Here is a 19,842-nt window from a genome sequence, read left to right on the forward strand (position 1 = left end):
ACGAGGTAAAAGAACAAGGTTAACCAACAGAGGGCGCCGAAGACAGTTCAGTCTTCGCTCTTGCTTAATTCCTGCTGAGCAACACGATCACCCGCACGGGCCGCCTGACGCAGTAATTCATGGCCGATACGCTGATCCCGGGCACTGCCGCATTCACGGCACATCAACTGGCCCAAACGGCTTTGCGCCAGTACCACACCTTGACGGGCGGGTTGTTTGAGCAGGTGCCCAGCCACGTGCTTGACGCTGGGGCTGGCATTCAGGCGCGGGTTATCCAGCAGCCAGATAGCGACCCGCAAAGAAAAGCGCTTGGGAGCTTCATTGGGTGTAGTGGGGCGAGCAACAGAGGAAGTAGCTGTGCGGAACTTCATACGACACTGTAGGGCAGAACAGAAGGCGCGCAACTCTACTCCTTTTTTCGTTCGGGTAAAGCCTAAAAAAGTCGATACCCTTGATCTAGAGCAAGCGCATGGGACAATCCACAGTTCCTGTGGATAAGTCAGTGGACAACCCAAGTTTAACCCCCGCAAAGCCCCACCCTACGGGGCCTAGAGTCAAACTGTCGATTTTTTCACCAATTAAAAAAAACGATGTTTTTCATTGACTTAAATTTGCCGAGCAGGCTAGGAGGACAGATACAGGGGTATCTGCGCGGGATTTGCCAACAGCACTGCAAATGTGCACAAGTTCACATTCACAGCAGGATTTCGGGCCGAAAACGGGCATGATTTGTAGGCAAGCGCACCTCTACAGCGCGCCGTTAAAGAGATTTCAAGGAGGCAACACACACACGGGGGCACACTGGAAAATTGCCAGAACTGCGCTAATACAGGGAAAATCCACCCGCTGGATTGCTGATTCATGACCGCTCGCGCAGAGGCTACATAAAGTATTTTTGCTAGCATACTTGCGTTTAAAATTTCAACCCGTTAGTATCCGCAGCGTTAGTACCAAGCTGAAAGTCAATTCGGGCCGAACAAATCCCTCCAGCCACCTTCCCTAAAGCGAAGACGTGCTGAAAAACGGGATCGACCCCCTCGATGGTTTCCAGGTAAATCTTGCGACGATACGGCCTTTGCACAAACGCACAGGGTATCGCGAAGTTCTTTTACTCTGACCGAACCAACCTGCAAATTGATCAGGATCTTCACCCGGAGCACGGAACCTTAGCTCCTGTTGTGACTGCCTGCCCTCCTAAGTACCTACCTGCCAGCCCAAGCGCCACATACTTAATGCGCTTCAAACTGGCGGCTTTGTTCCAGTCAGGTTCTTCGTCCAGCTAAAGAATGGCTCGACGTCACTGGAACGTTTTAATGCAGCACGGATCGAATCCGTGTCTTTTGTAGGAACACCTAATAACTATGTCTACTCAAATCCATACTCAGGATGCCATTCGCACCCTAACCAACGCCTTTGCTCCAATGAACTGCCTGATTATGGCCGCTCGCAAAGGATGCTTCAGCTTCACCCTGGTCAACGAACACGGTATCGCCCGTCACAGCGAACGCCTGTACCCCGACCAGTACTCCAGCGCAGAACCTCTGCAAGCTGTGATCGAGCGTACTCGTCAGGCCCTGATTGCCTGACAGCTTGAGCTGATACATACCAAGCCCTGCCTGATTAGCAGGGCTTTTTATTGCCTGCACTTTAAGAAATATCCGGCATTGTTTAATTACTTGTGGGTATATAGCCCGCTGACCGAAGCTGTAAATGTTTTAAAAACAGTCCTTTACAGCAAGAATATGACACTACACTTCAACTCAAGCGGCATGATCCGCTTCCAGCGACCCCATTCGATTCACTGCTGCCAAGCGCCCGGGTATCGCTGGTCATTTTCAGGCCTCGAGGACTATATGGGTATCGCTGCCAGGGAGTTGAGCCAATACGTGATCCGGCCAACGCTTCTGTATCTGGGGCAAGACAACCCGGATGCAGAAGCTTTGTTGCTGGGTATTGCGGCGAGCCAGTCGCATCTGGGCTCGGCCCTGCACGATCGTCATGGTCACGGCCTTTATTGCATCCGCGAGTTACGCCATGCCGCCCTGTGGGATCAATACCTGGCCCACGACCCGGATCTGGCCAGCCTGGTTCGCGGGCTGGCCAGTCAGCATGCGTTCCTGTGCAGCCCTCATCTAGAACTTACCGTCAATTTGCGTTACGCCACGGCCATTGCCTGGCTGTTGGTCGAGCAACAAAAAATAGCCATCCCAGCAGCCGACGACCTGCTTGGCATGGCAAGAATCTGGCGCCAAGCCTTTGAACCACATGGGCGTTTACGTGATTTCGCCCTTGCATGGCGCACCTTTGTTACACCTCTCAACCAAGTGGCTTGAGATTTCTACCACCTGCAATAATCTGCAAACAGCCTAAAACCGGTCGGATTGTCCTACAAAACATCGCTATCTTCTTCGATTTAGCCTATAGCGCTTCAACAAAAATGTTGGTAGTTTCCGTTCGGTGATCAAAAGGAGTTCTAATAATGAAAAAAGTAATGCTCAAGACCACACTTGGCCTCGCCGTCACTTTGGCTTCCAGCCAGATTTTCGCCAGCGGCTTCGCACTTAACGAACAAAGCGTTAGCGGTATGGGGACCGGTTTCGCAGGTCGCTCATCTTCTGCCGATGATGCAAGCACCGTTTTTGGTAACCCTGCCGGTATGTCCCGCCTCAGCGGCCAGCAAGTGACTGGCGGTATCGCTGTCATCGATGCTTCGACCGATATCAAGGATGCCCGCGGCAGTATCTCGGGTACCAACAAAGGTGACATGGTTCCGTTCACCGCGGTGCCTATGGGCTTCTATACCAATAAGCTCGATGACCAATGGGCTGTAGGCTTCGGTGTCTATGCACCGTTCGGCCTGGTTACAGACTACGAAAGCAGCTTCCAGGGCCGTGGCTTTGGCAGCAAAAGCGAAGTGAAGGTTGTCACCCTGCAACCTACCGTCAGCTATGCCTTCAATGATCGCGTGTCGATCGGTTTTGGTCCGACCATCAACCGCATCGCTGGTACGCTTGAGTCCGAACTGCGTCTGACCCCCAACCCACTGGCCGGGGCAGGCGACAGCAACGTAAAAATCAAGGGCGATGATACGGCGCTTGGTTTTAACGCCGGTATCCTGGTACAAGCCACTGACACCACCCGTGTTGGTTTGACTTACCACTCCAAGGTCAAATACAAGCTCGAAGGCCACACCAATGTCACAGCCAGCAGCGACCCGTTCACTGCCGCCCGCCTGAAAAGCAACCGCTATGATGCCACGCTGAAAGTCGACACCCCCGAATCCTGGGACCTGTCGGTGACTCAACAAATGAATGATGCGTGGAAGCTCTATGCAGGTACTACCTGGACTCGCTGGAGCCGCCTGAAAGACATCACCGTCAATAACGAAGGCGTTACTGCTGCCGCTGGCGGCGGCGCAGCCCCTGCACTGTTCACCACGATCAAGGAAGACCAGAACTGGCACGATACCTGGGCCTATGCCATCGGTACTTCCTATCAGTTGAACAAGCAGTGGGTACTGCGTACCGGTCTGACCTGGGATCAGTCGCCTACCAACAATGAAGATCGCTCGCCTCGTATCCCGACTGGCGACCGTACGATTTTCAGCCTGGGTGCCGGTTATGCCGTCAATGACAACCTGAGCATTGACGTGGCTTACTCTTACCTCAAGGAAGAGTCCGTCAAGGTTGATGACCAGAAAGCAGCGCTCGGCAGCTACTACAGCTCCAAGTACGAAAACAGCGCTAATGGTTTTGCTGTAGGTGCAACCTACAAGTTCTGATTCTCCGCGAGGCTAAACCCCTCGCCTGCTGAATCAAAAAAATCCCCGCTCTCGTTACCGAGGCGGGGATTTTTAATGGCTGCGATTCAGGGTTTTGAAGCAATGGCCTTATCAATAGCCTCGATCAGTTCCGGGCTATCCGGCTTGGTCAGGCTGGAAAAACTGGCAATCACATTGCCCTGGCGATCCACCACATACTTATAGAAGTTCCATTTCGGTGCATTGCTCTGCTCGGCCAGCACCTTGAACAGGTGTGTCGCATCAGGCCCGCGCACATGCTGCGGATCGATCATGGTGAAGGTCACGCCATAGTTGACGTAACACACCTTGGCCGTCTCCTCGCCATCTTTGGCCTCTTGCTTGAAGTCATCCGAGGGCACGCCGATCAGTTCCAGCCCCTGGCCCTTATAACGCTGATTCAACGCTTCAAGGCCCTTGAACTGCGGGGCAAAGCCGCAAAAACTTGCGGTATTGACGATCAACAGCGGTTTACCGGCAAAGCGCTGGCACAAATCAATGGATTCCTTGGCGCGCAACTTGGGCAACGAGCCCTCCAGCAGGGGCGGGCAATCCGCCGCCCAGACCGAACCGGCGCAGGCCAACAGCAATACAGGCGTCGCAATCCAGCGCTTAAGCATCATCAGTGTCCTTAAGAAAGAGGCAGGTCTAAAACTTACTCACCTGCCAGCACACTAGCAAGCGCCCATGCCCAACTGCATCAAGGCCAGCCCGCCCCGATGCCAGCCCCACCAGACAAGGGCCAGCAGCAAGGCACCGGCACTGGCCGCTCCCAGCCAGATCAAGCTTGATAGATTCACCCCATACTCCCCTGTGCCTGCAATCGGGCCACCGGGCGCTCGCGCACGGGCCAGTTCAAGGCAGCCGCCAACAGGCTCAACAATATCGAGACCTGCCAGATCAAGTCGTAGCTACCGGTCTGATCATAGACCACGCCCCCCAGCCAGCCGCCCAGAAAAGCCCCCAACTGATGGAACAGAAACACGATACCGCCCAGCATCGACAGGTTACGCACGCCAAACATGGTCGCCACCGTGCCATTGGTCAACGGCACCGTCGACAGCCACAAAAAGCCCATGACCATGCCAAACAGGTAGGCACTGAACTGCGTCACCGGCGCCCACAGGAACAATACGATCACCACTGCCCTTGCCAGATACAACGCCGTCAGCAAGCGCGGCTTGGACATGCGCCCGCCGAGCCAGCCAGCGGTATAAGTACCGAAGATATTGAACAGGCCGATCAGCGCCAGCACCGTGGTGCCGACCGTTGCGGGCAAATGCTGGTCCACCAGATACGCAGGCAGGTGGATACCGATAAACACCACCTGAAAGCCGCAGACAAAAAAGCCAAAGGCCAGCAGCCAGAAACCTGAATGCGAGCAAGCCTCACGCAAAGCTTCCTTGAGGGTCTGCTCCCCGCCCAGGCTTGGCATCGGGCGATCCTTGAGCATGCTGACCAAGGGCACGATCAACGCCACCAGCACGCCCAGCACCAGCAGCGCCGTCGACCAGCCGAGCCAGCCAATCAAACCGAGGGTGCCGGGCAACATGGCGAATTGACCGAAAGACCCCGCCGCACTGGCGATACCCATGCCCATGCTGCGTTTTTCTGCGGGCAAGGCGCGCCCCACCACACCCAGGATCACCGAGAACGAGGTGCCCGACAGGCCGATACCAATCAGCAACCCGGCACTCAACGACAGCGATAGCGGCGAATCCGACATCCCCATCAGCAGCAGGCCCACGGCATATAACACGCCGCCAACGATCACCACTTTGGCCGCGCCAAAGCGATCCGCCAGCGCCCCGGTAAAGGGCTGGGCCAGGCCCCAGATCAGGTTCTGCAGGGCAATGGCAAACGCAAACACCTCACGCCCCCAGCCAAACTGCGCACTCATGGGCGGCAGAAACAGTCCGAATCCATGCCTGACACCCAAAGACAGCGCCAGAATAAGCGCGCTGCCAAGAAGGACCCAACCGCTGTTTCGCCACACCGCTGTCATTATTATTCTCCGAATGCGGGTATATACCCATTTATATGCAAATGACTGACCTTCAGTCTTCACCCGCCAACTCATCCAACAGCTGCAACAGTTGTGTACGCTTGGCTTCACCCAAACGATCCATCAAACGCTGCTGTGCGGCCTCCCAGGCCGGCAGGGCAGCCTTCAGGCACTCTTCGCCAGCCGGAGTCAGGCACACCAGCCGATTACGCTGGTCAGCGCCCTCGCTCAGCTTCAACAGACCTGCCCCCTCAAGCACACGCACATTGCGCCCCAAGGTACTGCGATCCAGCCCCATGGCTTGTGCCAGAGTGGAAATGCTCGGCTGGTCAAGACGCTTGAGATTGCACAGCAAGGAATACTGGGCGACGTTGATTCCGAAGCCATCGAGGGCACCGTCGTAATGCCTGCTCACGCCTCGTGCCGCACGCCGCAGATTGGTACATAAACACTGAGTTGGTAACATTTTGTATGTATATACCCGCAATAAAACAGAATCAAGATATAAAAGAGGTCTGCCTTAATTGTGGGAGCGGGCTTGCTCGCGATGCAGGCGGCGCGCTCTGTCAGTTAAACCGAGCTGATGCCATCGCGAGCAAGCCCGCTCCCACAAAAGCCGGGCCGGGCCCGTCATTACATCAGCGCCACACCCACCAGCACCAATACTTCAAGCAACTCCAGCAATGCCCCCGCCGTATCGCCGGTAGTGCCGCCCAATCGGCGCATCATCAGCCGACGCAGCCAGACAAAGCCCACAACCGCCAGCACCAATGCCCACAAACCGGCAGATCCGGCCAACAGCACACAACTCAGGGCACTGAGCCCCAACACCCACCAGCCCGCCTTACGCGGCAGATGGTCGGCCAGGGCCTGGCCCAAACCACCGGCCCGTACATAAGGCGTAGTCAGGAACACCGCCAGCAAGGCACTGCGTCCGATCAGCGGCACAATCAGCAATACAGCGCCATTGTGCTGTTCGAGCAATGCCAGCAGCGCACAAAACTTAAGCAACAACACCAGCACCAGAGTCACCACCGCGATCGGCCCGCTGCGCGGGTCTTTCATGATGGTCAGGGTGCGTTCGCGATCGCCAAAGCCGCCCAGCCAGGCATCGGCACTGTCGGCCAGGCCGTCAAGATGCAGCCCGCCACTGAGCAAAACCCACAACGTCAGCAGCAAGGCCGCGTGCAGCATCAAGGGCGCGCCCGCGAGCAGGGCATTTGCGCCCCACAACAGCAGACCGAATAACAACCCCACCAGCGGATAAAACAGCAACGACTGCCCCAGTTCCCGGGGCTTGGGCATACCCGGCAAGCGAATCGGCAAACTGCTTAAAAACTGCAGGGCAATCCAGAACGGCAGCATCAGCCGACAACCTCGTTCAATTGCCCATCGGCGCCAACCTGCATACCAAACAGCGCACCGTGGACCACCGGCACTTGCAGCAAATGCTCGCGGGGCAATCCGCGAGCCCGCGCCAGCAGCAGCTTCATCACCCCGCCATGGCAGACCACCAGCACCCGCTCACCGGCAAACTGTAGCTGCAAACGGCTGACGGCAGTCAGCACCCGCGCAGAGAACGCCAGCACAGGCTCCCCCTCTGGCGGGGTAAAAGCGTAGGGATCAGCCCAGAACAGGCCCAAGGCCTGCTCATCGGTGTCCATCAGCGCCGCAGCGCTACGCCCTTCCCACGCGCCAAAATGCAGCTCTTGCAGGTCCTTGTCGAACGACACCGGCAGATCGAGCTGCTCACTCAACTCCCGGGCAAACAGTGCGCAACGTTGCAGCGGCGAACTGACGATGCGATCCCAAGGCCCCCGCCCCTTGACCGCATCGCGCATTTGCGTCCAGCCCAGCGGGGTCAAGGCATCATCCAGGCTGCCGCGCAAGCCGCCACCCAGCTCGGTTTCACCATGGCGCAGCAAATCAAGCTGCACGGTCATGCCGGACGATCCGCCACGGCAGCTTCGGCGAAAGTCGCCATCTGCCCGTGCAGGTCACAGGCCAGACGCATCAGCGGCACCGCCAGCGCAGCACCACTGCCCTCGCCCAGGCGCAAGCCCAGATCCAGCAACGGCTCGGCTTCCAGGCTTTGCAGCACATGGCGATGGCCCAGTTCGGCACCGCGATGACTGAACACCAGCCACTCACGACATTGCGGGTTCAAGCGCACGGCGACCATGGCCGCCACGCTGCAGATAAAACCGTCGACCACCGCCACGATGCCTTCCTGGGCACAGGCCACATAGGCACCAGCCAGGGCTGCAATTTCAAAGCCCCCCAGACGGAACAGCGTTTGTAGCGGATCATCGAGGTGACCGGCATGCAGCTCCAGTGCCCGATCGATCACCCGCGCCTTGTGGCTGACCCCGGCGGCATCCAGGCCAGTGCCCGGCCCGGTCAACTGCGAGGCCGGGCAATCCAGCAGCGCACTGGCCACAGCACTGGCCGACGCGGTATTGCCGATACCCATTTCACCGCCAATAAACAGCTCGCTGCCCACCGCCTGCGCCCGCAACACACTGTCGCGTCCTGCCTGCAGGGCTTTCAAACCCTGGCTATCGGACATCGCCGGGCCCTGGGCAAAATTGGCCGTGCCTGCGCCCAGCTGCAAGTGACGCACACCGGCCAGTTCCAGCATCGGCATGACCGTGCCCAGGTCCACCACATCCAGCTGCGCGCCCAACTGGCGGGCCAACACGCTGATCGCTGCACCGCCGCTAACAAAGTTGTGCAGCATTTGCCCGGTAACCGCCTGCGGGTAAGCCGAGACACCTTCGGCGACCACGCCGTGATCGCCAGCGAAAATCGCGATCCACAATTGGTCGACCCGGGGCTTGAGCCGCCCTTGCAACCCGGCCAGTTGCACCGCCAACGCTTCAAGCTGGCCCAGGGAACCTGCGGGCTTGGTCAATTGCTGTTGACGCTCGCCAGCCGCCTTTTGCATGTCATGGTCAACGGCCTTGCAGGGGTTCAGCCACCAGGGGGTGTTCATAGCGCAGTTCCTTTCAATGTCAGGGGCAGGCCCGCCACCGTCAGCACCACTCGCTGACAGCGCTCGGCCAGGGCTTGATGTAACCAACCGGCTTCATCGACATAGCGGCGAGTCAATTCGCCCAGCGGCACGACACCCATTCCGGTCTCGTTGCTGACAAATACAATTTCACCCGGCAAATCAGCCAGGCATTGCAGCAGTGCATCGCGCTCGGCATTCAGACGCTGCGGGTCTTCAAGCATCAGCAGATTGGTCAGCCACAGGGTCAGGCAATCCACCAGCAGGCAGGCATCGGCGCGGGCGTGTTCACGCAGCACCCGGGCCAGTTCGATCGGCTCTTCAATCAGCGCCCAGTGTGCCGGGCGGCGTTCGCGATGATGGCGCACACGCTGATTCATCTCGCCGTCCAGCGGCTGGCTGGTGGCAATGTAGGTAACAGCGCAGCCGGACTCGGCCGCGAGTTTTTCAGCGAGGCGACTTTTGCCCGAGCGAGCACCGCCCAAAATCAGTTGCAACATGTCGATAAACCTCTAGCAGCCACTGACGCCATCGCGGGCAAGCCCGCCTCCCACAGGTTCAGTGCAACCCTTGTGGGAGCCGGGCTTGCCCGCGATGGGGCCGGATCAGACAACATAAATCTTAAATTGCGCACAATTCTCGCAAGTACGCCGTATCCAGATGGTTTTCCACCAGGTCCGCCAGGCGCTCGATATCCCGCTCGCGCAGGGCGTGGTAGTCCACGGCCTGCACATCCTGTAAACCGGCCCAGCGCAGCAATGCACTGCAAGCCGCAGGCGACTCGAACAGGCCATGCAGATAAGTGCCGAGTATCTGCCCGTCCGCGCTTTGTGCGCCATCACAGCGTCCGTCATCCAGATGCACTGCGGGTTGCTCCAGCGCAGCCCCCGTCGTCACGCCAGCATGAATTTCATATCCCATGACTTCAGCGTTTTCCAGAGCCAGATGGCCGCGCACATTGCGCAACTGCTTTTCGGCTGCCAGCTCGGTGCTGAACGCCAGCAAGCCCAACCCGGCACTGGAACCTGCTGCGCCTTCCAGGCCCAGCGGGTCGTGGACTTGCTCGCCAAGCATCTGCAGTCCGCCGCAAATGCCAAGGACCTTGCCGCCATAACGCAGATGACGGCTGATCGCTGCGTCCCAGCCATTGGCGCGCAAATATGCCAGATCACTGCGCACGCTTTTGGAGCCGGGCAGGATGATCAAGTCAGCGGCCGGAATCGGCTGGCCCGGCCCGACAAATTGCAAATCCACCTGCGGGTGCAGGCGCAGCGGGTCGAAGTCAGTGTGGTTGCTGATGCGCGGCAATACCGGCACCACCACCTTGAGCACCTGCTCAACCTTGTCAGTCTGGCGCTGGTCGATACCGTCCTCGGCCTCAAGGTGCAAGTCCATCACATAGGGCAGCACGCCAATCACTGGCTTGCCGGTGCGCTGTTCCAGCCAGTCGAGACCGGGCTGAAGCAAGGCGATGTCACCGCGAAAACGGTTGATGATAAAGCCCTTGACCCGCGCCTGTTCAGTCTCGGAGAGCAACTCCAGGGTACCGACCAGATGGGCGAACACCCCGCCGCGATTGATATCGGCGATCAATACCACCGGGCAATCCACCGCTTCGGCAAAGCCCATATTGGCAATATCGCCAGCACGCAGATTGATCTCGGCCGGCGAGCCTGCGCCCTCGACCATAACCACCGGGTACGCCGCACTCAAACGCTGGTGCGAGGCCAGCACCGCCTGCATGGCGATGGCCTTGTAATCGTGATACGCCACGGCATTCATGCTGGTGACGGCACGCCCATGAATGATTACCTGGGCACCAGTGTCGCTATTGGGCTTGAGCAGCACCGGGTTCATGTCCGTGTGCGGCGCCAGCCCGGCCGCCTGGGCCTGCACGGCCTGGGCGCGACCGATCTCGCCACCTTCGGCGGTCACTGCGCTGTTGAGCGCCATATTCTGCGGCTTGAACGGCACCACCGCCACGCCCTGGCGGGTCAGCCAGCGGCACAAGGCGGTCACCAATGTGCTTTTGCCAGCGTCGGATGTGGTGCCTTGCACCATCAACGTACTCATGTGGTTTCCTTGGTGTACGCCGCCAGCGCCAGTTCCAGGCGCAGCCAGTCGGCTTCATCGGCAGGCAGGCCAAAACGCACGCTGCTGTTGTGGGCAAACAGACGCAGCAAAATGCCGCGATGGGCCATAAATTCGTAAAGGCGATCGGCATGGGGCGTGATCAACCACTGGAACAGTGCGCAGCCCCCGTGGGGCGGCAACTGATGCAAACCCAGCAACCGCTCCAGACGCCCGCTGGCCAGCTCACTGCGCTCGCGCTGGCCGGCATGGCCTTCGCTGTCGAGCAGGCAAGCCCGGCCAACAATGCGCGTCGGCCCGCTGACGGCCCATGGCCCGACTTGCTCGGCCAGCAATTTGAGCAGCTTTTGCTCGGCTAGTACAAAGCCCAGGCGCACCCCGGCCAGACCAAAGAATTTGCCGAACGAGCGCAACACGATCAGCCCGGTGCGCTGGGTATGCGCCGCCAGGCTCAGCTCTGGCGTGTTGTCTATAAAGGCTTCGTCCACCACCAGCCAGCCTCCGCGCTGCACCAGCCGCGCATGCCACTCCAGCAAACGCTCAGGGGACAGGCGCAAACCCGTAGGGTTGTTGGGATTGACCACCACCAGCACGTCCAGCGTATCGAGGTAAAAGTCGACCTCCTGCTCCATGATTTCGCGCACGATATGGCCGCTGTGCCTCCAGGCATGGGCATGCTCGGCATAGCACGGTGACAGCACGCCGACCTTGCCACTGCGGCGCAGCCGCGGCAGCAACTGGATGGCGCATTGCGAACCCGGCACCGGCAGCACATTCAAGGCGCCGTAATAGGCACAGGCGGCTTGCTCAAGACCATCATCAGTTTCAGGCAGACGTGCCCAGGCCCGCCCAGGGATCGCTGGAATAGCAAAGGGCCAGGGCGCCAGGCCGGTGGACAAGTCCAGCCAGTCGGCCTCGGCAATGCCGTAGTGCAAAGCTGCCTTGCGCAGGCGCCCGCCGTGTTCAAGCATAGAATTCACCCCATACACACAGGATCAGCAGCCACAGCCACACGCCACGCTGCACCAGCTGCCAGCCGCGACCAATCGAGTCGGCATCTGCTGGCACGCCTTCGCCCAGTTGCGGGCGCTCGTGCAGTTCACCGTGATAAATCGCCGGGCCACCCAGCTCCACACCCAGGGCACCGGCACCGGCAGCCATGACCGGGCCAGCATTGGGGCTGTCCCACTGCGGCGCCTGCTTGCGCCAGCACTGCAAAGCCAGTCGGGTTTTACCCAGAACGGCGTAGGTCAGTGCCACCAACCTTGCAGGTATGTAGTTAAGAACATCGTCGATACGGGCCGCCGCCCAGCCGAAACGCTCGAAGCGCTCGTTGCGATAGCCCCACATGGCGTCCAGGGTATTGCTCAAACGATAGAGCACCACCCCCGGCGCACCGGCCACGATAAACCAGAAAATCGCGGCGAATACCGCATCACTGCCGTTTTCCAGCACCGACTCGGTGGCAGCACGGGCCACTTCAGTTGAGTCCAGCTCGCTGGTCTGGCGACTGACCAGATACCCGACCCGGGTCCGTGCTTCATCCAGATCATTGCCGCGCAACGCCTGGGCAACCGGCTGCACATGTTCACCGAGGCTGCGCATGCCCAGCGCGCAATACAGCGCCACAATTTCCACCAGCCAGCCGATATAAGGCAGCCAGGACAGGGCCGTGGCCAGGATCGTCAGCGGCAGCACCGCCAGCACCCAGGCCGTCACGCCATGGCTGCGCCAGCCACGACCAGCGGAATTGAAACGCTGCTCGATACGCTCGGCCATACGGCCAAAGGCGACCAGCGGATGCCAGCGCTTGGGCTCGCCGAGCAACGCATCCAGCGCCACCCCGGCGACGCACAGCAACGCCACACTCATGGACTCACTCCCCAATAATTCTCATACACCAATTCACTCAGCGGGCGCGCTTGCGCCCACCCTTCCAGCACCAGCATCGGTGCCGGATAAAAAGCCTCCACCGGCCCCAGGCACAACACCGCCAGCGGCTTGGCACCTGCCGGCAAACCCAGCAGATTGGCCAGCGCCTGAGGTTCGAACAACGATACCCAGCCCATGCCCAGGCCCTCGACACGCGCCGCCAGCCACAGGTTCTGAATGGCACAGGACAACGACGCCATATCCATTTCCGGAAGTGTGCGACGGCCAAAAATATGCTTCTCGCGGTCATCCATCAACGCTGCCACCAGCACTTCGGCGCAATCGTTGATACCCTCGACCTTGAGCGTCATGAACTCATCGGAGCGCTGGCCCAGCGCCTCGGCAGTGCGTACCCGCTCGTCTTCGACCAGGCCCTGGATCTTGCCGCGCAACTGGCGGTCGGTAATGCGGATAAACCGCCACGGTTGCATCAGCCCCACACTCGGGGCCTGATGTGCCGCTTCCAGCAAGCGCGACAACAGTTCGGGCGCCACACTGCCACCACTGAAATGGCGCATATCGCGGCGCTCGGCAATGGCGCGGTACACGGCTGCGCGTTCTTCGGGACTGAATGCGTTGTCGGTCATGGCGCCTTCACAGCGCACGGCGCGAACAGCGCAGCAATGGCCTGAGGGTTGGACGGGAAGTAAAAGTGTACGTAAGAGGCAGTCATGCGCCCTTCGCGATACACCGCTTCAGCGCCGCGCCCGCCATTGGGGCTCAGGCCACGGGCGATGGGCTCAAGTGCCGTGCTGGTCAGCGAATGATGGTAGGTGTGACCGCGCAATAGGCCTTCTGGCATGTCCACCGCTTGTAACGCCAGGGCAGCCAGACGCTTTTGCATGGTCGCCTCACCTGCCAGCAACCCCACCAACTCGGCACGCTGGCCTTCGACATCAGTCAGGGCATCGAGCAGGTAAAGCATGCCGCCGCACTCGGCAAGCAGCGGTTTGCCATCTGCGTGATGGGCCCGAATAGCCTGCAGCATCGACGTATTGCGCGACAGCTCAAGGTGATGCAGCTCAGGGTAGCCACCCGGCAGATACAGACTGTCAGCCTCGGGCAATACGGCGTCGCGAATTGGCGAGAAAAACACCAGCTCTGCACCCATTGCCCGCAACAAGTCCAGGCTTGCGCCGTAGGTAAAGGCAAAGGCTTCATCCCTGGCCACGGCAATCCGCACCCCGGCCAGCAGCGACTCAACCGCAACCGGCTCAGGTGCGGCAAATTCAACCGCTGGTGGCAGCGCTACCTCACAGGTGCTGGCCAGGGCATCGGCGGCAGCGTCGAGACGTGCATCCAGATCGTTCAGTTCACTGGCCTGCACCAACCCCAGATGACGGCTTGGCAGCTCGATACCGGTCTCACGGGACAAAGCACCGTACCAGCGCAAACCTTCGGTCAGGCTGCCTTCGAGCAACTGCGCATGGCGCACCGTACCGACCCGATTGGCCAGCACCCCGGCAAACGGCAGATCCGGCTGATAGCGCGCCAGGCCCAGGGCCAGCGCACCAAAGGTCTGAGCCATGGCAGTGCCATCGATCACACCCAGTACCGGAACACCAAAATGCCGCGCCAGATCGGCGCTGGACGGTGTGCCGTCGAACAGGCCCATCACGCCCTCGATCAAAATCAGATCCGCTTCACCTGCGGCCTCCCACAGCAGGCGACGACTTTCCTCGGCGCCCACCATCCACAAATCTACCTGATACACCGGCGCACCGCTGGCGCGCTCGAGGATCATTGGGTCAAGAAAGTCCGGGCCGCATTTGAACACCCGCACCTTGCGCCCCTGATTGCGATGCAATCGGGCCAAAGCAGCGGTAACAGTGGTCTTGCCCTGACCGGAAGCCGGTGCGGCGATCAACACCGCCGGGCAATGACGTGACGCTCTCATACTTCAACACTCACAATTCGATGCCTTTCTGGGCTTTGATCCCGGCCTGGAACGCGTGTTTGACTACACCCATTTCAGTCACGGTATCGGCCAGATCAATCAGTTCAGGTTTGGCGCCGCGCCCGGTGACCAGCACATGCTGCATTGGCGGACGGGCCTGCAGGTCGGCGAGCACCTGCTCAAGGTCGAGGTAACCATGCTTGAGCGCGATATTCAGCTCATCGAGCACCACCAGACCGATGGACGGGTCGCGCAGCATCTCACGGGACACTTCCCACGCCGCTTCGGCAGCGGCGATATCGCGCTGGCGATCCTGGGTTTCCCAGGTAAAGCCTTCGCCCATCACGTGGTAACGCACTTGCTCGGGGAAGCGGCGGAAAAAGATCTCTTCGCCGGTGCTGTTGCGGCCCTTGATAAATTGCACCACGCCACACTGCATGCCGTGGCCCATGGCCCGCGCCAGCATGCCAAAGGCGGAGCTGCTTTTACCTTTGCCATTGCCGGTCAATACCAGCAGCAGCCCGCACTCATTGGGCGAGCTGGCAATGCGCTCGTCCATAACGGCTTTTTTGCGCAGCATGCGCGCCTGATGACGTTCGTCGCGTTCGGGGGATTCGTTCATGGCAGCTCTCCGTTGGGGCTCAATGATGCAAACGGGAGGCGGGGGACAATAAAAAGCAACACACCATCGCCCGCCGCGAGGATGCTGGATGGATCAGGCCGGTCTCCGGGCTCACAAGCGGTTCCGCCCCTAAGGACAGCCCCTGACCACGCGCCTTCCCGTACATAAGCACAGTGGCACTTGGCGTGGTATTAACTTGTTTACCGTTGCGGGGGCAGCGCCGGGATCATGGCGGTTGTGTGGGTCAAACACGCCCTCACCGGCTTCCCTGTTTCACTCTGTCGGCCTATGGCCACAGAGCACCTGAAACAAGCCGCGAAGGTTAGAGGGTTGGGGGTGGAGCGTCAATTAAAGCCCGTCATTGTTCATACAGGAAATGACCATGACTCGTAGCAATCCTCCTACAAGGAAAACTCATTTTACGGCGGGCTCAGCGCATGAATACTTTATAGATCCAAGAATAAAAAACAGGCTACAGCCATGCACCTGATCAAACCTGATGTGCGATGCGTGTCGCCGATGGCAAGTCGTGCTGAGGGCAGCGTGATTTACACCGATGACGGCAAACGGATACTTGATGCATGTTCCGGGGCTATTGCCTGTTCGCTTGGCTATGGTCATCAATATGTCATTGGCAAAATGCTTGAGCAGGCACACAGATTAAGCGCAGCCTATCGCACACAGTTTCTCACTGCCCCAGCAGAACAATTGGCGCAAAGGCTCTGCAGCAAATTGGGCTATGCCGGTGCCTTTTTTGTTAACAGCGGGTCAGAGGCTGTAGAGGCGGCGTGCCGCATGGCTATTCAGTATTGGGATGAGAAAGGACTAGCGAAAAAAAAGCATATTTTAAGCCGAACCATCAGTTATCACGGTTCAACCAAGGTTGCCTTATCTCTTTCCGGCCACTGGCCCCGTCGCCGGGGAGTTTGCAGCCCGGCGGAGCGCCCGACAATTCCTGCGCCTTATTGCTATCGATGCCCCTATGACAAAACCCCAGAAACTTGCCAACTAGAATGCGCCAATGCCCTGGAAGCCCAAGTGGGCGAAATAGGCAGCGACCATATTGCGGCGCTACTGATCGAACCCATTACGGGCGCCTCGGGAGCGGCCATTGTTCCTCCTGCGGGTTATCTGGAGAAAATCAGACACATCTGTACTCGACATGACATTTTGCTTATAGCCGATGAAGTGCTCACTGCACTAGGCAGAACAGGTAAATGGTTGGCCATTGAGCACGGTAACATTCAGGCCGATATCAGTATTTTAGGTAAAGGATTGAATGCTGGTTACTTCCCGATTTCCTGCGTACTCGTTAGCAACCCTATTAAAGAGGCCATCGAGTCGGGCTCCGGTATTTTTTCCTATGGCCACACCCACTCCAGCCACCCTATTGGTTCTGCTGTGGCCAATGCCGTTCTGGATGTCATTGAACAGGAGGGGTTAGTGGCGCTATCCGCAAAGCGTGAATTGATAATCGAATCACAATTGCGCCACTGCATGACAACGTCTCCCTTGATAGGGGATATACGCGGTAAAGGGATGTTCTGGGGAATAGAAATCGTCAGAGATAAAGCCACAAAAAAAGCATTTTCGAAAACATCGTCGGTCGCAGAGAAACTTATTAAGCATGCTTTTTCAATGGGACTTAATTTGTATCCAAGCAGCGGCTTTTCTTCATCCGAATACGGTGACGCCTTGATTTTCGCTGCGCCACTCAACACCTCAGCAGAGGTCTTTAATGAAATGCTCTCTCTATTGACGAGCATTATTAATAACGCACCCAGCTTTCTTGGCAAGGAGTCAGTTCATGACTGATCTTATAGGTAAGTCCGGCGTCATCGTGCATACCGTGATACCGAGTGACCTGGCTACATACTGGAAAAATGACGTACCGGTACTGGCTACCCCCATCCTTCTATGGCTCACAGAACTGGCAGCAATTAAAGCTTTGGACAGTGTAACTACCCGCTCTTACATGACTCTTGGAACGGCCCATAACAGCCGACATTTGGCACCAACTCCGGTTGGATTCATTCTGCACATTCGTGCCACAGTAATAAGTGTCAAAGCAAAACGCATCACCTTTAATGTCGAGGCCACTGACGGCACTGATATCGTATTAGAGGGCACGCACACAAGAGCTCTCGTAGATCGTAAAATATTTGAAACACGAATAACAAAGAAGGTGACGGAAAAGCAGTACAAGGTGAAAGCATGAACCGCCAAATCATAGTAGCAAATGTCGACAACGAAAGTATGCTAGGAGACATCAATGCTGTCCCGCCGCACATATTTGAGTCAACATCCATAATATCCAATAGGCTACTATGGCTCGCACGTACAGGCGACGTTATCATTCTCCCCAGAGAACCATCGAATACCTTTCTAAAATACATAGAGAGCATAAATGGTGTTAACTTCTCGGATATCAAAATCATTGTCCCCACGAACATAGGCACACGAAGAGCTTCTATAACCAATAACTTGTTACTTTCAGAAACCGTATTAACTGAGGTAAAAGAAACTCTGTACGAGCTGCCAACCCAAACCTGGCAGATTCTACCCTACTATTTTACCAGCGCTGTTGGCCAATTTGGTCGTGAGCTCGCAAAGTACTTCTCTCTGATGCAACCGCCTTTTAATGCTGAAGGCGGGGCCGAAATATTGAATCAAAAGGCTATTTTTCGAAAACTTGCGGCGGGGATTAGCATCCCTTTCGCCACAGGAGAAACAATAGAGAATACTCATGCATTAAATACAACGATAACTCGCTTACTAGCCTTCACAGGCAACGTTATTGTGAAACAGGATAAAAACGCAGGGGGCTATGGAAACTATGTCATCACCACAACCAATAGATCCCACTTCAAGGGGGCTGGTAAAGTTTTGTCGCTTACCGACAACTCCATGGAGAGCATACTAAGCCTAATCCGTACGGAATTGGCCACAAAAGGTAATGAAGCGCTCACTATAGAAGTCTACTACAACACTTCAACAGTCATTTACAGCGAATACTTTCTGGGCGATGACGGAACAGTTGAATACCTGAACCACGGCATCATGAGAATGCAGCCCCTATGGTCGGGCTTTGAGATCCCTGGCCATTTAAAACCTAAAATACAGGCAGAACTCATTCACAATTCTACAAAACTGGCATTGCTCGCAAAGTCACTTGGATATAAAGGCCACTTAAATATTGATGCAATCGTAACAGAAAATGACACTGTGATTTTCACTGAAATAAATGGACGAACTGGCGGCTGCACACATGTCCATACGGTTTCCGCACAGTTACTTGGACCTAACTACCTCAATACTCATCAGAGCACAACCTACAACAGGATCATCGTAGAAAATCTTGAAGCATACCTCAATCTATTGAGCGAGAATCAAATCAACTTTAGCACCCTTGAAAAAAAAGGTGTTGTGATCCTGTCTTCAGACCAACACGAGTTCGGCACAACGCTGGAACTTATATTCACCAGCCAAAACACTGAAGAAACCTTAAGAATCGAAAACCTAGCCCGAGGGCTGGCATCCTCTATAGAAAATCACACCATATGACTTCATCTCGCGAACAACAAACCAGCCTGTTTTACTTCGTATTATCGACTCAAACACTGATCAACGCCGCAACATTCATATCCATTCCATTATTAGCCCTGTATTTGACTAAAGATCTGGGATACACGCCCTATACCATGGGCGCTATACTCACAACATTATTAGTATCGACGAGGGTCGCACCGGTATTCACGGGCGCACTTGCAGATAGATACGGGCACAAGAAATTCGTTATAAGCGGATTATTTGTGAGATTTTTAGGCTTCATCCTGATAGGTTATAATTCTGAAGCATTGATTTTCACAGGAGTCTTTCTGATCGGAATAGGTGGAAGCCAATATGAATCCGGGACATACGGATATTTGGCAAAAGTCAACAAAGTACGTTCAGATGCCTTTTATCTAAATAATCAGGCTCTTAATCTTGGAGTAATTATAGGCCCTCTGATCGCTTTCTTTATTCCACACCAAGGATACGGGAGCTTTTTTTTAAGTAGCGCTTTAGCATTCTTAACACTCGCCATCATTAATAGCTTTGCATTCCCTGCCGACGACAAACACTCACATATTCAAACGAAATTATCTCTAGGTAGTCTTTTGACCGATTTTTATACAGACAAAAAATTTCTGATCTTCAATATTGCATGTATTCCTTGGTGGTTTCTTTTCAGCCAACTTTACGTACTTCTACCACTGGCTTTCAGCAAAAAAACATCGTCAGAAGGAGATGAACTCATCATTTATTTAGTCAATGGCCTAGTCCGCATTTCACTTACATTACTTTTACTTCGTCGAATCAAGGGCTTTTCACCTTTAGCCCTGGCGGTTGCAGGAGCTGAGTGCAACACGGTTATTGAATTGAAGCCGGAGCATCATGCCGCATAGCCAAGGCTTCCTGCATCACCTCTCCCATGACTTCG

At 56.7% G+C, this 19,842-nt stretch carries 21 protein-coding genes, 1 pseudogene and 1 riboswitch; of the genes and pseudogenes, 7 read left to right on the forward strand and 15 right to left on the reverse strand.

Annotated features, from left to right (window positions below; all coding sequences use genetic code 11):
• Nucleotides 1-47: 47 nt before the first annotated feature.
• On the reverse strand, nucleotides 48-371 hold the full coding sequence (locus tag ACZRMH_RS19430; protein WP_464014808.1) for a sel1 repeat family protein: 324 nt from the start codon (nucleotides 369-371) through the stop codon (nucleotides 48-50).
• 990 nt (nucleotides 372-1,361) lie between these two features.
• On the opposite strand from ACZRMH_RS19430, the gene ACZRMH_RS19435 reads away from it, so the two are divergent.
• The 3 genes from ACZRMH_RS19435 (at nucleotide 1,362) to ACZRMH_RS19445 (ending at nucleotide 3,781) form a co-directional block, all read left to right on the forward strand.
• Nucleotides 1,362-1,586 (forward strand): hypothetical protein, encoded by a 225-nt coding sequence (locus ACZRMH_RS19435; protein WP_019407963.1) that lies wholly within the window; start codon nucleotides 1,362-1,364, stop codon nucleotides 1,584-1,586.
• Between the two features lie 267 nt (nucleotides 1,587-1,853).
• Entirely contained in the window at nucleotides 1,854-2,333 is a 480-nt protein-coding gene (locus tag ACZRMH_RS19440; RefSeq protein ID WP_464014809.1) for a hypothetical protein, read from the forward strand.
• Between the two features lie 146 nt (nucleotides 2,334-2,479).
• A complete protein-coding gene (locus tag ACZRMH_RS19445) occupies nucleotides 2,480-3,781 on the forward strand; it encodes an OmpP1/FadL family transporter (protein WP_464014810.1) in 1,302 nt (433 codons plus the stop codon).
• Nucleotides 3,782-3,867: 86 nt separating this feature from the next.
• Here ACZRMH_RS19445 and ACZRMH_RS19450 read toward each other — a convergent pair whose 3' ends face one another.
• The 14 genes from ACZRMH_RS19450 to cobO form a co-directional block, all read right to left on the reverse strand.
• Nucleotides 3,868-4,419: a glutathione peroxidase gene (locus ACZRMH_RS19450; RefSeq protein WP_464014811.1), complete on the reverse strand. Its 552-nt coding sequence runs from the start codon at nucleotides 4,417-4,419 to the stop codon at nucleotides 3,868-3,870.
• Between the two features lie 54 nt (nucleotides 4,420-4,473).
• The gene (locus tag ACZRMH_RS19455; RefSeq protein ID WP_464014828.1) at nucleotides 4,474-4,599 is read right to left on the reverse strand and encodes a hypothetical protein; all 126 of its coding nucleotides are present in this window, start codon (nucleotides 4,597-4,599) and stop codon (nucleotides 4,474-4,476) included.
• The gene (locus ACZRMH_RS19460) at nucleotides 4,596-5,804 is read right to left on the reverse strand and encodes an MFS transporter (protein WP_464014812.1); all 1,209 of its coding nucleotides are present in this window, start codon (nucleotides 5,802-5,804) and stop codon (nucleotides 4,596-4,598) included. The genes ACZRMH_RS19455 and ACZRMH_RS19460 overlap by 4 nt, the downstream gene beginning before the upstream one ends.
• Before the next feature lie 52 nt (nucleotides 5,805-5,856).
• Nucleotides 5,857-6,270, reverse strand: coding sequence for a MarR family winged helix-turn-helix transcriptional regulator (locus ACZRMH_RS19465; RefSeq protein ID WP_464014813.1), 414 nt, complete (start codon nucleotides 6,268-6,270; stop codon nucleotides 5,857-5,859).
• A 167-nt stretch (nucleotides 6,271-6,437) separates the two neighbouring features.
• Nucleotides 6,438-7,169, reverse strand: coding sequence for an adenosylcobinamide-GDP ribazoletransferase (locus tag ACZRMH_RS19470; protein ID WP_464014814.1), 732 nt, complete (start codon nucleotides 7,167-7,169; stop codon nucleotides 6,438-6,440).
• Nucleotides 7,169-7,747 (reverse strand): alpha-ribazole phosphatase family protein, encoded by a 579-nt coding sequence (gene cobC, locus ACZRMH_RS19475; protein ID WP_464014815.1) that lies wholly within the window; start codon nucleotides 7,745-7,747, stop codon nucleotides 7,169-7,171. Before cobC ends, ACZRMH_RS19470 begins: the two co-directional genes overlap by 1 nt.
• Nucleotides 7,744-8,799, reverse strand: coding sequence for a nicotinate-nucleotide--dimethylbenzimidazole phosphoribosyltransferase (gene cobT / locus ACZRMH_RS19480; RefSeq protein ID WP_464014816.1), 1,056 nt, complete (start codon nucleotides 8,797-8,799; stop codon nucleotides 7,744-7,746). Before cobT ends, cobC begins: the two co-directional genes overlap by 4 nt.
• The gene (gene cobU, locus ACZRMH_RS19485; RefSeq protein ID WP_464014817.1) at nucleotides 8,796-9,317 is read right to left on the reverse strand and encodes a bifunctional adenosylcobinamide kinase/adenosylcobinamide-phosphate guanylyltransferase; all 522 of its coding nucleotides are present in this window, start codon (nucleotides 9,315-9,317) and stop codon (nucleotides 8,796-8,798) included. Before cobU ends, cobT begins: the two co-directional genes overlap by 4 nt.
• 121 nt (nucleotides 9,318-9,438) lie before the next feature.
• Nucleotides 9,439-10,890 carry a cobyric acid synthase gene (locus ACZRMH_RS19490; RefSeq protein WP_464014818.1) on the reverse strand — a complete coding sequence of 484 codons (1,452 nt, stop codon included), beginning with the start codon at nucleotides 10,888-10,890 and terminating at the stop codon, nucleotides 9,439-9,441.
• A complete protein-coding gene (cobD, locus tag ACZRMH_RS19495) occupies nucleotides 10,887-11,879 on the reverse strand; it encodes a threonine-phosphate decarboxylase CobD (RefSeq protein ID WP_464014819.1) in 993 nt (330 codons plus the stop codon). The genes ACZRMH_RS19490 and cobD overlap by 4 nt, the downstream gene beginning before the upstream one ends.
• A complete protein-coding gene (gene cbiB, locus ACZRMH_RS19500) occupies nucleotides 11,872-12,780 on the reverse strand; it encodes an adenosylcobinamide-phosphate synthase CbiB (RefSeq protein ID WP_464014820.1) in 909 nt (302 codons plus the stop codon). The genes cobD and cbiB overlap by 8 nt, the downstream gene beginning before the upstream one ends.
• Nucleotides 12,777-13,427, reverse strand: coding sequence for a 5,6-dimethylbenzimidazole synthase (gene bluB, locus ACZRMH_RS19505; RefSeq protein ID WP_464014821.1), 651 nt, complete (start codon nucleotides 13,425-13,427; stop codon nucleotides 12,777-12,779). Before bluB ends, cbiB begins: the two co-directional genes overlap by 4 nt.
• Nucleotides 13,424-14,737: a cobyrinate a,c-diamide synthase gene (locus ACZRMH_RS19510; protein WP_464014822.1), complete on the reverse strand. Its 1,314-nt coding sequence runs from the start codon at nucleotides 14,735-14,737 to the stop codon at nucleotides 13,424-13,426. The genes bluB and ACZRMH_RS19510 overlap by 4 nt, the downstream gene beginning before the upstream one ends.
• 10 nt (nucleotides 14,738-14,747) lie before the next feature.
• The gene (gene cobO, locus ACZRMH_RS19515) at nucleotides 14,748-15,359 is read right to left on the reverse strand and encodes a cob(I)yrinic acid a,c-diamide adenosyltransferase (protein ID WP_016779866.1); all 612 of its coding nucleotides are present in this window, start codon (nucleotides 15,357-15,359) and stop codon (nucleotides 14,748-14,750) included.
• Between the two features lie 79 nt (nucleotides 15,360-15,438).
• A riboswitch (cobalamin riboswitch) is annotated at nucleotides 15,439-15,681 on the reverse strand.
• Between the two features lie 158 nt (nucleotides 15,682-15,839).
• Between cobO and ACZRMH_RS19520 the strand changes: the two genes are divergently transcribed.
• The 4 genes and pseudogenes from ACZRMH_RS19520 to ACZRMH_RS19535 form a co-directional block, all read left to right on the forward strand.
• A complete protein-coding gene (locus ACZRMH_RS19520; RefSeq protein WP_464014823.1) occupies nucleotides 15,840-17,174 on the forward strand; it encodes an aminotransferase class III-fold pyridoxal phosphate-dependent enzyme in 1,335 nt (444 codons plus the stop codon).
• Nucleotides 17,167-17,577 (forward strand): thioesterase family protein, encoded by a 411-nt coding sequence (locus ACZRMH_RS19525; protein WP_464014824.1) that lies wholly within the window; start codon nucleotides 17,167-17,169, stop codon nucleotides 17,575-17,577. Before ACZRMH_RS19520 ends, ACZRMH_RS19525 begins: the two co-directional genes overlap by 8 nt.
• Complete coding sequence (locus ACZRMH_RS19530) at nucleotides 17,574-18,923, forward strand: preATP grasp domain-containing protein (RefSeq protein ID WP_464014825.1); 1,350 nt, start codon at nucleotides 17,574-17,576, stop codon at nucleotides 18,921-18,923. Before ACZRMH_RS19525 ends, ACZRMH_RS19530 begins: the two co-directional genes overlap by 4 nt.
• A pseudogene (locus tag ACZRMH_RS19535) lies at nucleotides 18,920-19,744 on the forward strand (MFS transporter); the annotation flags it as partial. The gene ACZRMH_RS19530 and the pseudogene ACZRMH_RS19535, both read left to right, overlap by 4 nt.
• Between the last annotated feature and the right edge of the window lie 98 nt (nucleotides 19,745-19,842).

The organism is Pseudomonas sp. B414, from assembly GCF_055408445.1.